Source organism: Clostridium sp. D5, assembly GCF_000190355.1.
In the GTDB taxonomy this organism is placed as follows: domain Bacteria; phylum Bacillota; class Clostridia; order Lachnospirales; family Lachnospiraceae; genus Faecalicatena; species Faecalicatena fissicatena_A.
This window is the reverse complement of sequence record NZ_GL870809.1, coordinates 121,422-136,591: the sequence shown is the minus strand read 5'-3', so window position 1 is coordinate 136,591 and position 15,170 is coordinate 121,422. Positions and strand designations below refer to the sequence as shown.

The window sequence follows — 15,170 nt, the reverse complement described above, 5'->3', positions numbered from 1 at the left end:
ATTTCTAAGATTGATGTGATGCATGCTGTATAATCCTCTTCCTCAGTTCCTGTACAAAATATTCGAAATCTCCTCTTGTAATATCCGGGGGGATCAAATGATCCAACGCTGCAATGTATCCAGGATAATCAAACATTTTATCAATTCTATCCAATTCACGGTCTATCGCTAATTTTCCTTTTGCAATTTCTCTTTTGTCAATGCCACCGTAAATACATAAATCAGGATATAATTCTCTGTATTTAACAACATCACTCCCACATGCAACTTCAAAAGGAAGGATAGTATTTATTCCACTTTCTAAAAACAATGGCACTAATTGGGTGCAATCCCCATCTGTATCAAGCGAAAACATAGGAATGTCATGTGCATCTGCAAATGCTTTCATTCTTTTGTAATTTGGCATCATAAATTCTCGAATCATTGCCGGTGATATTAGTGCTCCCCCTTTACCTGACATGTCTTCCCACATATGGATTGCATCTACTTTCACCGTACGGCAGACTTTTTCATAAATCGCAAGCCAAAAGTCCGTCAGTCCGTCCATCATCGCATGAATCAAATCCGGATCATCATAAAACATGATTAAAAGATTTTCGACTCCCATCATATCCCTTAACGTCCCAAAGAGTCCATATGGATACCAGCCCAGCTGAATAACATAATCTCCATTATTGTATTCCTCCGCTAAACTCTCCCAGTTATCAGGAAAACGCTCCGGGCTGTCCGGGTTAAGCCGTTCCTTTTTCAGTTTTTCCCAGTCCTCCCAGCCTTTCACCGGATAATCGAGATATCTTGGAATAGTTGAATGTTCCTTATAAACTTCCATGACAATACCTAATTCATCTCTGACAATTCTCTTTTCCCCTTTGTCTTCCAATATCTCATATGGAAACGCCGGGCAATACCCCAGATTCACATCCACATGCCGAATTCCAGCATCTAATCCTAAACCATAATCCCAAGGCTGCCCATGCGGAAAGCCTTGTTTTTCCCATTCCGGAACTGTTTCAGTCCATGGACCAAAATAAAATGTTAATGGCAAACGGTCTACCGGTTTACATAAAGCAGTAAGGGTGATCCTTTCTCTATTCGTCATTAGTTTCCTCCTATTCTTTCACCGCACCCTGTGTCATTCCCTGCAGGAACTGTCTTTGGAATAATACAAAGAAAATTACAACAGGTATAAATGTAATCATAATCGCGGCAAATAACTGGCCATATTGAATACTGTATTGTCCTATAAACGAGTTGAGTTTTAATGGTAACAACGTCAGTTCTTCCTTACGAAGTACAATTAGCGGCAGCATGAAAGAATTCCATATATTTGTAAATTGAAATACGGCCACTGACCCTAATGCCGGACGGACTAATGGAGTTATAATTTTCCATAGTATGGCAAATCTGGAGCAGCCATCAATTGTAGCCGAATCAATTAATGCCTGAGGCAAATTCGCTATAAACTGTTTTAGAATAAACACAGACATAGGAATCCCCAATGCCACTGACGGTAATATCACCCCCCATAAATTATTGATCAGATTATATGATTTCAGCTGGAAGTACATAGGAATCAATGTTACATCAGGCGGAATCATGATTGCAATCAAAAATACAATAAATATGATATTAGTAATTCTACTTTTTATTCTGGCCAATGGATAAGCCGCCAATAGCGAAATCACAACAACCAGAACGACTGTTACGAGTGACACAAATACACTGTTAAAAAAAGCACGCTGCAAACCTGATTGTTTCCACGCTACAACATAATTTTCAAACACAGGATTTTCAGGCAGCCCCCATGTATTCAGAAATATTTCCGAGTCACTTTTTAATGACGAAACAAATGTCCATAATATAGGATAAATCATTATTAAAGCAAAAATTATTAAAATAATATGCAATAATACCTGAAACAATTTTTTCTTCTGCATAAACATTCTCCTTCTCACACAATTAGCCTAATCAGACTTTCTGCTTATCAAAAATAAGTAGACTCCTGAAAATACTGCAATTAATAGAAAGAGTATCACTGATGCCGCCGATGCCATTCCCACATCATTATATTGGAATGCCTGTTTATAGATATAGGTAGATAGCACTTCTGTTGAATTTGCAGGTCCACCCTGTGTAGTCACATAAATAACATCAAACAATTTAAGATAACCTATCAGATTAAGTGCAAAATTTATAACAATCGAAGGTGCCAGCAACGGAACTGTGATTTTCCAAAAACTTTTCCACTGATTAGCTCCATCAATCTGCGCAGCTTCATAATATTCATTGGAAATATCCTGAAGTCCTGCCATAAATATAACAATATTAAAGCCGGTCCATCTCCATATAGAGATAACAAGTACCGCAAGCAGGGCTGTCTTGGGATCTCCAAGCCAAACCTGATTAAAATCTTGAAACCCTAATAAACGAACAAAATTATTAAGTACACCAAAAGTTGGATTATAAATACTAAACCACACAATAGAGGCAGCTACCAAAGGAAGAATAACCGGCATATAAAAAATTGCCCGATATAAAGCCTTGCCTTTTAGTGCTTTAGAAATCAACACCGCCAGCACTAATGCTAAAAACGTTTGAGTAATGGGCCCAATCAATACACACACTAATGTATTTTTTATTGTTTGAAGAAAAACTTTATCTTCAAAAATATATCTGTAATTTAAAAGCCCCACAAATGTACTTTCTGCACTAACTCCATCCCATTTATAAAAACTATAATTAAAAGCTGAAACAATTGGGTATACTAAAAATAATACATAAAATATAAGTGCCGGCACAGTATAAAACACATATGATATTTTGCTAAACATGAATCTATTTTTCTTCTTTTCGTTAAGCATAAATGTCCTTCCCGGTTAAAACTAACCTGCGTAAATCCACGGGAGGGTTATACAAACCTGTACCTATAAGAAGCCACATAATATTACTTTTATAGGTCCCCCCAAAAGCGGAGCCTTAAAGATATGTATAACCCCTGATAGATTTACTTATTCATAAAATGTTTTCCCTTGCTCACGCAATTGTTTATAGTGTTCAACAATGTCATTCATAACCTCTTCCGGTGTTTTTGTACCCGTTATAGCCGCCTGTACACCCATTTGGAAATCCGTTATAATTTCTGGTTCCCAAATTGCATCCAGCCAAATCTCAGTGCTGGGCCCAATAGCCTCGAAGTCCTTCATAACAGGATTTTCATTACACCCTTCTGCACCAAGTGTAATATTTACAAAACTGCCAACTTCTTTGTTATACTCTTTCTGAACATCTACAGACTCCCAGTATTCAATAAACCGGATTGCTTCATCAACATTTTTACTATCTTTATAAACACTATATACTTCCCCAACGCTTCCTGCCGCCTGAGACTCCAAACCTTTTTCCATAACAGGAACCGGGAAAACTTCGTATGAAAAATCAGGTGCTGCCTGTTTAAGGTTGTCGGTAAACCAGCTTCCTGAAAAATACATTGCCGCTTTCCCCTGTGTAAATACGTTAATTGCTGCTGGAAGATCCATTCCTTGTGTCCCCTGGATAAATATTCCGTCTCTGTCCAGATCCGTAAAGAATTGTATTGTATCTATATAGGGCTGAAGTACTTCCGGGCTAAAATCACCCTTCATAAATTTTTCATTTACTTCAAGGCCCTTATTTTTGGTTTCCTGATAGAACATAATATTAAAATGCATAGGATTCCAGAATGCCTCCGCCCCTGCATAAACCATAGGAGCGATCCCATCTGCTGCTAATACATCCTTCATCGCATAAATATCGTCCCACGTTTCAGGAATTTCAAGATTATATTTTTCAAAAATCTCAGGATTATAATAAAATGCGCTGGTAGACAATGTTGTAGGAACCCCATAAACACGGTCACTTTGAGCAAAATACTCCATTTGTTCCCATGCCATATCGTCCCGAGGCACTTTGTTCAAATCAATATCATCTGTAATATCTTTTAAATATCCTTTCGAAACATAATCCCGATAAAACTGGATATTAACCTCTACGACATCAATCTGCTCTCCGCCAGAAACAGCGGTTTTAAAATATTTATCAAAATCTTGTGTTGCCACCTGGACAAGTTCAATATCCACATTAGGGTTCTCCGCTTCATATTCTTCGACTTTTTCCTTGAAAAACTTTCCCTGGTTTGTCTCCGATGCAAGGTCACTGTAAACCACTAAATTTACTTTCTCCCCATCTGCCTTCTTCTCTGATTCATCCGAAGGGGACTTAACTGCATTCCCCGGAGCACAGGCTGCTGTACCCAGCATTAAAGTAATACACAATATCCCGCAAACCAATTTCGAAATTTGTTTCTTGCTTCTTTTTTTCATACTAATTCCCTCCTAGATATGATTCTTCGCCGTCCCGAATCTCTACTTTCTAAACCTAAACATTGTTCTGCAGCAATACCGCAGCTTCGACTTCAAGTCACAAACTGCGAAATGCCTTGGCTATACGTTTCGAACCTTTACTTCTCCAGAACACTTCGAATTAATTTCATTTACCAGACAATATTTTTCATATCCATCCTATGATTGTTGCCACACACTCCTCTCTAAGCAAAATATCAGCACACCTTGTCTCACTGTCTGTTGCAGAATAAACCTCCTCCTTTCCCTGTCCTCTTCTACAGCCGTTTTGTCTGAATATCTTCCACATAATATTAGAAAAACGTTTTTCTAAGAGTTAAAAAAAATATGATTGATCGAGTGCTTTTCCTTTTTTATTTTTTACTCTTGGAACTTGTATTAATCATATTCCCATCCTCCCCCTTTGTCAATGCTTTTAACAGAAAAACGATTTTTTTGTAAAAACTATAAGAGATTTCACCTCTGTTTTTATACATTATTCACAAAAACGTTTTTCTGCAAAAATAAATAGAGATCAGGTCACGTTCCTCAGACACTCTTTCATGTCCTTAACGATTCCTGATCCCCATTACATCAAAGTGGATTCTTCCCGTTCCCCCCTGTCTCAAATATCACATTACCAATCTGCCAGTATCCAGTCTTCCGGTGCATCCGCAACCGTCGATTTTCGGACAACCAGCCTGCTTTCCATCTTAATTCCCACAGGCTCTCTTTCTTCTGCAGGATTATCAATCCGTTCCATCAACAACTTTGCCGCTTCAATACCGGCATGGCGCTTACGTATGTGTATGGTCGAAATAGCCGGCTCTACCACACTGGATAAAAATACATCATCATAACCGATGAGTTTTACTTCCTCAGGAATCTTTCTGCCGTATTCCCTGAGAAGCTTTAACGCTCCTATAGCCATCTGGTCGTTACCACAGAAAACACCATCCAGATCAGGAACGTTGTCTAAAAGCTGCTTCATTCCTTTATATCCGCTCTGATGGCTATAATCGCCTCTTACTATCATTGTTTTTCGATCCACTAAAAAATCGTTTTTCTTCATACATGCCAAATACCCCTGTACACGCTCTTCAGCAACCTCCATAATCTCAGGGCCTGTGATATGTCCAATCTTCTTGCAGCCGCAGTCTATCAGATGCTGCACTGCCTTCTGAGAGTTCTCGTACGCATCAAAATAAACCGAATCTATGCCAAACTGAGTAAAGTCTCTTTCCAGGCTGACAAGCGGAATCGGCTTATAACGCTGAGAAGCTTTCATCAATTTGTTCAGGTATCTTTCCCGTTCTTCCGTAGATACAAGAGATGCAAAAATAATCCCATCCACACGGCTGGCCATCAGGTTCTTAAATATCTCCTGCTCCCGTTTCGCTGCATTGCAGTCCCCATACTCTCCCTGTGTATCACAAATGACCATCTGATAACCGGCCCGCTCTGTAATCGAAGCAATTCCCTTTATAATATAAGGATAAAAAACACCACAAATATCCTCTGTTATAATTCCAATAGTCCCCGACCTGTTACTCTTCATACTTCGCGCAATCGGATTCACCTCATATGACAGTTCATTTACTGCCGCCTCCACCTTCCGAACCAGTTCAGGGCTGACATATTTTGTCTTATTCAAAACATTTGAAACCGTAGAAATAGAAACACCGGCTTTTTGTGCCACATCTTTTATTCCATACATCTTAATTTTCCGTACCTCCTCTGAAGGTCCTGCACCGCACATCAATCGATTATATTATAGAGTATTTTTTCTGACATGGCAATCAACTTTAAGAAACGATGCAATAAAATACCGTTAATAGATAAAAACGCGGGCAAGTTCTGTCCGCGTTTTCCAGTTCTGCTATTCACATTAAACCATTATTTGCCCTGCCCGTAGTAAGCTCCCGGCCCGTGTTTTCTCAGATAGTGCTTATCCTGCAGCACCTGCGGCGCAGGAGCCACTCCAGTGTTTAGCTGCTCCGTGCGGAAAGCCATCTTTGCAACTTCCTCAAGTACCACCGCATTATGCACAGCCTCGGCCGCATCTTTCCCCCAGGTGAATGGTCCGTGGTTGGAGCACAGAACTCCAGGCACGCTGGCAGGATCCTTCTCCTTAAAGGTCTCTATAATTACAAGTCCCGTGTTTTTCTCGTATTCCCCATTAATCTCCTCTGCTGTCAGGCTTCTCGCACAGGGAATCTCCCCGTAGTAGTAATCCGCATGGGTGGTTCCATAACACGGAACGCTTCTGCATGCCTGTGCCCAGGATGTTGCCCAGGAGGAATGAGTATGTACAATGCCGCCCACTTCCGGGAACGCCCTGTATAATTCCAGATGGGTTGGCGTGTCAGATGAAGGATTATACTTTCCTTCCAGCTTATTTCCTTCCAGATCCATCACTACCATATCCTCGGGCATCAGCGTCTCGTAATCCACACCGCTGGGTTTGATGACAAAAAGACCAGACTCTCTGTCAATTCCGCTGACATTGCCCCATGTATAAGTGACAAGGCCCCTGCGGGGCAGTTCCATATTCGCTTCATATACCTTCTGCTTTAATTCTTCTAACATATTTTCCTCCTCGATCCATTACCTGTTAATTCAAAAACTGTATTTTAAAATGTTCCTTAAAAAGTTTCCGTTCCCTTATGTGCTTTTATGCCGCAGTTTTTCTTTACACCTGAAAGTCTACAGGCGTGCCTTCTTTTGACACCTGCACTACATTTACTTCATACTCCCGCAAGCCATCTACAATCTCTTTCGGTGCCTTTTCGTCCGTGATAATATTCAGTATAGACTCTGTCGGGCAGCTCACAAAACTGCTGTTTCTTCCAATCTTCGTGTGGTCAGCCAGGATATAGGAAGTATCTGTAACACGCTGAAGCATCAACTGGTTAATATTCACTTCACTTAGTATCTCTGTAGTCATTCCGCTCTCCAGGCTTAGTCCGGAGCATCCTATAAAACTTTTTTTGGCAGTTACTTTACTGATATTGTTGGAAGCAAACTCACCCACCATTGCCTCTTTGATCTCACGCAGCTCTCCTCCGCTGAGTATGACCGATACTTTGGAGGAATGCTCCGTGTATATGGCCTTCCCATTGTTGGTGATCACAATTACCCGTTTGTCCCTGATATATTTTATCATCTGCAGTGCAGTAGCGCTTGTATTGATAAAAATGGTATCCCCGTCTTCCACCAGTGAAGCCGCATACTGGGCGATCCTCTCCCGGTACAGTTTGACCTCATCCTGTTCCATATCAATGTCGGTTACACGGTCCGTCACAGTGGCGCCGCCGTAAAAGCGCTCCAGTTTCTTCTGATCCTCAAGATACTGGAGATCCCTGCGTATCGTCAGAGGGGATACCTGAAGCTCTTCTGCAAGTTCCTGCACTTTTACAAAGCCGTTGTTCTTCAGCGACTGCAGCACCTTATTTCTTCTGTTTTCAACCAATGCCCTGCTTCTTTTCATACCTTTTCCCTCTTTTCACCGCTCTGACAGGTTTTACTTTCTTCAATTATATGTTTATATAACGCTTTTAAGATAATTATATGAATGTTTCCGACAATCGTCAAGCATTCTTGATAATTGTCGGAGGGGGGGCGCGAAATGAAGGGATAGACGCAAGTCTCCCCAGTGCGTCTATCCCTTCATTTCGCCAGGTGCATCAAATCGGTAGAAAAACTTGTCAACTGGGAGGGCTTCGAAACCGGGGCAGCGTATGAATTCGCCTGGTGGGACAAAACGCTCCATGTATTTATCTACCGTGGTATACCGCAACACCAAACGAATTCATACGCTGTCTCCGTTTGGAGTCCCCTCTGACTAACGCAACGCACCTTCCGCCTGGATGCCCCCAGCACCGTAAAGTGACAGCCGGGAAGCGCTGGAAGGGTATATGCCCGGCGGATGTGCTGGAGTACATCTTAGAAATTCTTAGTAGAAAAAGGCAGAAAATTGGAGAGAAAATGTGCTTCCGAAGCACATTTTCTGCTGACCCAGCGCGAGAAATCATCAGATTTCTCGTGATGTGTCAGCTGTGCTCCAATTTTCTGCCTTTTTCTGCTTAGAATTTCTTAATGTACGGGTGCACATCCGCCGGGCATATACCCTTCCAGCGCTTCCCGGCTGTCACTTTACGGTGCGCCCCCTCCCCGTCTCAAAACCGCCCATACTTTTCAAAGCATTCCAGGGCATACAGCATTGATTCTTTTGAGGTGCCAATGGCATCGAGGTAACCATACTCCACCCCGATCAGCCCACCCTGAGGCGTTGCCCACTTCTCAACCAGCTCTTTTGCTTCCTGCTCGATCAGCGCCCGGTCTCCTGTAGGCAGTGTCGCCTGAATGTCAATGGCTGCCTCGAAACAGATGCGGCCCTGCGCAATCTCGGACACCTCGTCAATACCAACCAGCCTTGGCTGATGAATATTAATGATATCCACACCCAGCTCAATCAGATCCTCCAGGATATCATTGATCTTTCCGTCTGTATGGAATCGGATATCCATACCGCACTCATGTGCCTTATCAAAGATTCTTTTATACTGCGGTTTGAAAATCTCCCGGAAAATGTCCGGTGATATCATTAAATTGTTCTGGGTTCCCCAGTCATCTGTAGTATCATAACAGTGGATTCGGCCTTTCCCCACTCTGTAGGCTTCCTCAATGATCCCAATCTGATAATCGGCAAGCTTCTCCGCCATAACCCCGATTTCTTCCGGTTCTACAAGGCAGTCCATTAAGGTGTTCTCAAAACCTCTTAAAAAATGCATTCTTTCAAAGATACACTGCGGGCTGTTCAGCTGCACATAAAGGCCCTTTTTCTCTGCCTCATCAAGCGCTTCATCAAGTCCTTCAAAACGTCCTTCCGCCTTAGGATCCGGGAATACATAATTATCCATATCCTCCCATTCCTCAATTGGAATGTTCGTTACCTGGCCCATATCAGAACCGCTGGCATCATCGCTTTCCCACAGGCATCCCCATTCATCATATTCCCCGTTCTTAGGACGCACTTTTTTTGAAACAGTGTAGTGTGCGTCCGTGGGCCATGTACTCTTCGGCGGCAGGACGAAAATACGGCATACGTCCCCTTTACCGGCAATCCGGTCAAAGCGGAGTCCAATTCTATCCGGCCCCGTAAATTTCACGTTTCCTTTTATAATCTCATAACCTGTCATTTTCATCCTCCTAAAATTTACATGCCTTACTTTATTTCGTTCGGGAAATGTTCTTTTACTGCTGAAAGAAGTGTCTCTGTTACAGCGGCCGTATCGATCAGGTTCTTTGTCTCAGCAATTACTGCACTGCTTGGCGGAAGCATCCCTGCCCACTCCGGACTTGTAAGCACCAGGTCCGTAGTTGTAATGAAAGACAGTGCCTCGCCGAATGAACATGATTCAACAGCAGCATCAATATTGTGCTCATCACAAATTTTCTTTACGCTGATTTTTAAGATTGTGCTGGTTCCCATACCATTTCCGCATACACATAAAATATTAAGCATCTTTTTACCTCCTGATTTTGAAATTGTTATTCAGTCAATTACCTAACCTGCAATCGGAATTCCGAGCAGACTTCCAATTCCTTTGAAGATAGCGATAATTGCTACCCATATTGTCGCATAATCTGCGCTTCCCTGCCACCATGTTAATTCCATCATCTTAACTGCAAGCGCGGAACCAAGTATCTGAACAAGACCATTTGCTGTACAGATAACAGCTGCAGCCTTCCATCCGCCGAACTTATTTGCAAAAATCGCGATGGTTGCATTATCGAAGAACAGCGGTATAAATCCAGGTACCAGGAAGATTGGGGACTTGAATACCAGCAGTCCGACAAGACCGATGATCTGTCCCAAAGCTCCGAAGAGCAGACCCAGTACAACTGATTTTGGAGCAAATGCAAAGATAGCTGCACAGTCAACACCAGCTACTGCTCCCGGCAGTAATTTTTCCGAAATTCCCTTGAAGGACATCATCAGCTCGCCAACGAACATCCGGACACCACTCAGCAATACAACGATGTTGGCTGTCAGTGTGATGGAGATCCAGACAAGAAATACAATATTGTTTGTCAGTCCGCCCTGGTTCAAGCCCTCAGCACTTCTAAGCCAGTCTATCTGATCTTTTCCTACTACCAGCATAATGATTGCTGTAGAAACAAACATAACAAGTGCTGTTGCGATAATGTTATCCTGAAGGAAATTCAGGGATTCTGGTAATTTCTTCTTCTCAATGTCATCTTTTTCCGGGTTACCAATCTTTGGCGCTACTTTGTAGGCAATATAGTCAACAACCATCTGCTGGTGAGCTACTGTAAAATCAGCACCTGTGATTTTCTTTGTAGGCTCGATCAGAAGCGTTGAACAAATGCCCCAGTAAAGAGCGGTTACTACGGCTGCGATCAAAACTGTCGGCAGCATCCCAAGCCCCAGGAATCTCCATACAATATATGTACTGATACCTGCCTGAACGATCATAGCGTTGCCTGTAAGGTAAACGGCGCGGATTCTTGTAAACTTTCTTAAAGCTACAAAAACCAGGTTCAGGATGAAGGCTACAAGCAGTGTGTAGATCCCCCATGCAGCCCCGGTACCTTCTCCGAGGATTGCATCCATTTTCTCATAACCGGCAGTCATGGTCGGATATGTGTTAAGTCCTGCTCCCTGGATGCCCGTTGCGTTCTGGAGGGCTGTCAGAAGTTTTCCGAAGTTCGCAATCAGTGCTCCTGACCCCATCCCCATAACGATAATACCAATGGAGGCTTTTGCGGCACCCGCAATCGCCTTGGACACCTTCTGTTTCATCGCGATATAACCGATAAATACGATGATTGCCATTAACAGAAACGGCTGCCCGAAAATTTGTTTTAAGAGTAAATCAAGAATTGAGTTTAACATAATTCCTCTCCTTCCTTTGTAACATGATTTTTCCTACCACTTTGTGCAAAATGCATTCTTGATACTTTGTATTATAGTGTTCGTTATGATAATTGTCAATCTTATTATATGATTAATTATGTCATTATATGAACTATTTGCACTTTAAATAGATTTTTAATCTCATTAATACTCATTTTTTTATTTTAAATATTTTTTAAGTTTATTTATGTTCATATAACCGTTATTTAGTCATAATACCTAACTCTTTTTCCAGATACCTTGCCACACCATCGTCATTATTACTGAGTGTCACACTGCTGGCCGCATCTTTCAGTGCCTGTACGCCATTTCCCATGCAGATTCTGTAATCTGCACATGCAAACATGCTAAGATCATTTTCGTAATCACCAAATACGCAGACATTTTCTTTTCCAATCCCCATATCCTGCATAATTGTCTCAAGAGCCGTTTTTTTGGAAACATGACTCTGAAATGCTCCCAACAGGCCATACCCCGTTGGCTCATGATGTACGTTTATAAGGCCGTCAACAAACTTCTTATAAGCTTCCATTACCGCTTCATCTTCCTCGTATGCCACGATCTTTGCGGCCGTTTTATACCCCTCCGCGGATCCGCTTCTTAGGAATTCCCTGACCTTGAGTTTCACCGGACATCCCACTTTTTGGGATAGAGCTTCATAATTGTTGATTCTTTTTTGCAGCTTTTCGCTTCCCTCTGAAAAATACATAACTTCCGCAGAATACATCATGAATGTCATCTGATGTCCGTTCAGATAAGTAAGAAGGCTGGCCACATCTTCCTCTTCCAGAAAATTACAGTATATCACCCGTTCTTTGCTTCTTACAAGAGCGCCGTTATCAGAAAGCATATATTCACAGCCTCCGAGCTGCTTTTCATATATGGACATCATCTGCTCGTCCCGTCCGGAAGCAAGACATACGGCGATCCCCATCTCCCTGACTTTTTTCATCACAGAAGCCGTATAGGGCGTGATCATTTTTTCGTCATTCAAAAGTGTCCCGTCCAGATCGCAGACGACAAGCTTAATATCACTCATTCTTATCTCCTTCTTTCACACAGTGTATTTGCGCCTGCAGCTCCCGGCATATCAGTTCAAACAGTTCCCTGCCCTTTTCCGCGGTTGCTGCGGATGCATCACCGAATGCACCGCTTTCCAAAAACTCTCTCCACGGTATCGGTTTTTTCCCATAAAGAAGCGGAACCGGCGGAAATTCTGCGGTCGCAGCTTTCATATCCACCAGTTCCTCATTTACATAGAGCATAAGGGAAGTCTCCAGCTCTCCTGCATGCCATATACTTCCATTCCACAACGGCGTCGTCAGAATATGTCCTGCTTTCTTTTCAATCCCGGCAGCTTTTATATGAAACACATTTTCCCCGTCTCCACGGTCTGTCAGAGTACGCAGCACATCATCAATGACCTTATGGTTCCCATTGTGGAAAGAAAATAAAATAATCCGCCTGGGCCGGGCGCGCATCACACTCTCCACTGCCTGCAGGCAGTAATTTTCCAGACATGCAGGGTTAATGGATATGGTACTCTCAAAATCCCTGGCAGACCATACCTGTCCGTAGGTAATGCATGGATAATAGTACATATTCTCTCTTTCACAGATCTCCTGTGCAAATGCCTGGGCAAGTATTGTATCTGTCCCGAGAGGAAGGTGGAGGCCATGCTCCTCCACCGACCCCAGGGTAATCAGAACACCTTCGCTCTCCCGTATATTCTTACTGGCGGCTGTCCAGTTCTGATAGAAAAGGTTTCTCATAGCGCAGAATACTTCGCATCCAGTGCAAGGAGCTCCTCTTCGTCCTTTACATTCATCAAAGCATCCATAATATCAGCTGTCAACAGCATATTCGCCAGCTTTTCCATGTTTTTCATGTGTTCTTCATGGTCTTTGGACGCCAGGACAAAAAACAGTTTGGCATCTTTATCCGGATTACCCTCTTCAAAATGTACCGGCTCCTCCAGTTTCATAAAGGATACCGCCGTATCATTCACTCCGACGGCGCCTTCCTGTGAATGCGGCATTGCAATATTGGGTGCAAACACAATGTACGGGCCGTATTTTTTCACGCAGCCGATTACAGCATCTATATATGCCTGCTCGATAGAGCCGTCATCCAGAAGAGGCTGGCAGGATGCCGCTACCGCTTCTTCCCATGTATCAAATCCTTTATGAAAGCAAACTCTTTTTTTCTCCACTAATTCTTTTAATAACATTTCCGCATTCTCCTTTTTATCCTGAATATTATTTTTACAGAATTGAACGATAAGGAACGTTTGGCTCATCTGTAAAGCAGTCTTCAAATCCTCTTCTATAATGGAACTGTTTTTTATTTTTGTCCAGAGGCCAGATATATTTTCCACCCACATCCCAGATAAACGGGGTAAACTGATACTGAAGTACGTCCTTTTTAAAGTTGTACAGCATCATGATCTCTGCCGGGTCTGCCTTAAAGTTGGTCCACACATCATAATGGAATGGAATCACGACTTTGCACTGAAGAGCCTCCGCCATTCTCAGGATGTCTACGGATGTCATCTTGTCCTGATTTCCGGCCGGATTCTCACCATAAGAGCCGAACGCAATGTCAATATCATAGTCTTTGCCGTGTTTCGCATAGTATGTAGAATAGTGGGAATCTCCGCTGTGGTAAACACTTCCTGCCGGTGTCTTGATCAGGTAATTGACCGCTTTTTCATCCATATCATTGGGGCATGTATTCCTGATATCCTCATCTGCAGTTACAAGACAGGTCCTGTCAAAAGAATCCAGGACAATGATCTCGCAGTCTTTTACCTTAATTACATCCCCTGGTTTTACAACTCTGCATCTTTCTTCTGGTACTCCATAGCTGAGCCATTTTTCAACGCTCTTGAGCGGTCCGATAAACGGTACGTCAGCCTCGCAGTTCTGCATAACCGCTGCTGCGAAGAATGGGTCGATGTGGTCATTGTGATAGTGGGTGGACAGTACAGCATCCACAGCAGTCACGGCAAACGGATCATATACGATCGGGGCTGCACGCAGGTTCGGCTGAGTCATCCTTCCGCCTGTCATATTACGCATCTGATGGAAGGGAGCCATCTCTTTGGTTTTTTTACTTCTTTTACCATTTCCAAACCATAAATCGATTGCGATGTTTGTGCTGTTCTCAGATTTGATCCAGAGTCCGGTGCATCCGATCCACCACATGGCGAATGTTCCCGGAGCAACAGTCTCCTCATCAATCTCCTCGTTCAGCCAGGTTCCCCACTCCGGAAATGCTCCGAGTACCCACTTCTCTCTTGTCAGTTCATCCACTTTGCTCATTTTGTTTCCTCCTGCTTTAAATGTTTATTATTTTTCATTAAAACTATCATTTATTATCTTTTCACGCTTATTTTATCATTAATTATGAATGTTTTCAATGCATTTATATGATTATTTTTCATTTATATGAATATTTTACGTATCGCTTGACTATTTTTGATTCTCATGCTATCCTATAGGTGTATTTTCATCGGAGTTAGATTTCACATATTTTTGTAAGTCATTATGTTCCATTGATAATGCTTTACAAAAATATGTGATTTTTTATTTTCTGAGATTTACAAATATTATATTTTAGGAGGTACCTATTATGAATAACGGTACAGTAAAATGGTTTAACGCACAAAAAGGATTTGGATTTATCACAAACGACGCTAACGGAGAAGACGTATTCGTACACTTTTCAGGAATCGCTTCAGATGGTTACAAATCTCTGGAAGAAGGACAGAAAGTATCTTTCGATATCACAGAAGGAAACCGCGGACCTCAGGCTGTTAATGTAGTTGGAGCATAATCCGGTTTTTAGTG

The 15,170-nt window shown here is 42.3% G+C and carries 15 protein-coding genes; 1 reads left to right on the top strand and 14 read right to left on the bottom strand.

Features of this window, described 5'->3' with window-relative positions; genetic code table 11:
* Positions 1–4: 4 nt before the first annotated feature.
* The 14 genes from HMPREF0240_RS00615 to ulaG all read right to left on the bottom strand — a co-directional run bounded on the left by HMPREF0240_RS00615 (position 5) and on the right by ulaG (position 14,642).
* Positions 5–1,099, bottom strand: a complete 1,095-nt coding sequence (locus HMPREF0240_RS00615; RefSeq protein WP_009001521.1) for a uroporphyrinogen decarboxylase family protein — start codon at positions 1,097–1,099, stop codon at positions 5–7.
* 10 nt (positions 1,100–1,109) lie between these two features.
* A complete protein-coding gene (locus HMPREF0240_RS00610; RefSeq protein ID WP_035312175.1) occupies positions 1,110–1,937 on the bottom strand; it encodes a carbohydrate ABC transporter permease in 828 nt (275 codons plus the stop codon).
* A 27-nt stretch (positions 1,938–1,964) separates the two neighbouring features.
* A complete protein-coding gene (locus HMPREF0240_RS00605) occupies positions 1,965–2,861 on the bottom strand; it encodes a sugar ABC transporter permease (protein WP_050794460.1) in 897 nt (298 codons plus the stop codon).
* A gap of 147 nt (positions 2,862–3,008) precedes the next feature.
* Positions 3,009–4,358 carry an extracellular solute-binding protein gene (locus HMPREF0240_RS00600; protein ID WP_009001518.1) on the bottom strand — a complete coding sequence of 450 codons (1,350 nt, stop codon included), beginning with the start codon at positions 4,356–4,358 and terminating at the stop codon, positions 3,009–3,011.
* Positions 4,359–5,013: 655 nt separating this feature from the next.
* On the bottom strand, positions 5,014–6,093 hold the full coding sequence (locus tag HMPREF0240_RS00595) for a LacI family DNA-binding transcriptional regulator (protein ID WP_009001517.1): 1,080 nt from the start codon (positions 6,091–6,093) through the stop codon (positions 5,014–5,016).
* Positions 6,094–6,272: 179 nt separating this feature from the next.
* Positions 6,273–6,965 carry an L-ribulose-5-phosphate 4-epimerase gene (locus HMPREF0240_RS00590; RefSeq protein ID WP_009001516.1) on the bottom strand — a complete coding sequence of 231 codons (693 nt, stop codon included), beginning with the start codon at positions 6,963–6,965 and terminating at the stop codon, positions 6,273–6,275.
* A 103-nt stretch (positions 6,966–7,068) separates the two neighbouring features.
* Entirely contained in the window at positions 7,069–7,866 is a 798-nt protein-coding gene (locus tag HMPREF0240_RS00585) for a DeoR/GlpR family DNA-binding transcription regulator (RefSeq protein ID WP_035312174.1), read from the bottom strand.
* A 688-nt stretch (positions 7,867–8,554) separates the two neighbouring features.
* Entirely contained in the window at positions 8,555–9,577 is a 1,023-nt protein-coding gene (locus HMPREF0240_RS00580) for a uroporphyrinogen decarboxylase family protein (protein WP_035312173.1), read from the bottom strand.
* Between the two features lie 26 nt (positions 9,578–9,603).
* A complete protein-coding gene (locus tag HMPREF0240_RS00575; RefSeq protein WP_050794459.1) occupies positions 9,604–9,903 on the bottom strand; it encodes a hypothetical protein in 300 nt (99 codons plus the stop codon).
* Positions 9,904–9,945: 42 nt separating this feature from the next.
* On the bottom strand, positions 9,946–11,298 hold the full coding sequence (locus HMPREF0240_RS00570; RefSeq protein ID WP_050794458.1) for a PTS transporter subunit IIC: 1,353 nt from the start codon (positions 11,296–11,298) through the stop codon (positions 9,946–9,948).
* 223 nt (positions 11,299–11,521) lie between these two features.
* Positions 11,522–12,358, bottom strand: coding sequence for a Cof-type HAD-IIB family hydrolase (locus HMPREF0240_RS00565; RefSeq protein ID WP_009001513.1), 837 nt, complete (start codon positions 12,356–12,358; stop codon positions 11,522–11,524).
* Positions 12,351–13,091 (bottom strand): creatininase family protein, encoded by a 741-nt coding sequence (locus HMPREF0240_RS00560; RefSeq protein ID WP_009001512.1) that lies wholly within the window; start codon positions 13,089–13,091, stop codon positions 12,351–12,353. The genes HMPREF0240_RS00565 and HMPREF0240_RS00560 overlap by 8 nt, the downstream gene beginning before the upstream one ends.
* The gene (locus HMPREF0240_RS00555) at positions 13,088–13,549 is read right to left on the bottom strand and encodes a PTS sugar transporter subunit IIA (RefSeq protein WP_009001511.1); all 462 of its coding nucleotides are present in this window, start codon (positions 13,547–13,549) and stop codon (positions 13,088–13,090) included. The genes HMPREF0240_RS00560 and HMPREF0240_RS00555 overlap by 4 nt, the downstream gene beginning before the upstream one ends.
* A 34-nt stretch (positions 13,550–13,583) precedes the next feature.
* The gene (gene ulaG, locus HMPREF0240_RS00550; protein WP_009001510.1) at positions 13,584–14,642 is read right to left on the bottom strand and encodes an L-ascorbate 6-phosphate lactonase; all 1,059 of its coding nucleotides are present in this window, start codon (positions 14,640–14,642) and stop codon (positions 13,584–13,586) included.
* A gap of 310 nt (positions 14,643–14,952) precedes the next feature.
* On the opposite strand from ulaG, the gene HMPREF0240_RS00545 reads away from it, so the two are divergent.
* Positions 14,953–15,156 (top strand): cold-shock protein, encoded by a 204-nt coding sequence (locus HMPREF0240_RS00545; protein WP_009001509.1) that lies wholly within the window; start codon positions 14,953–14,955, stop codon positions 15,154–15,156.
* Positions 15,157–15,170: the final 14 nt, after the last annotated feature.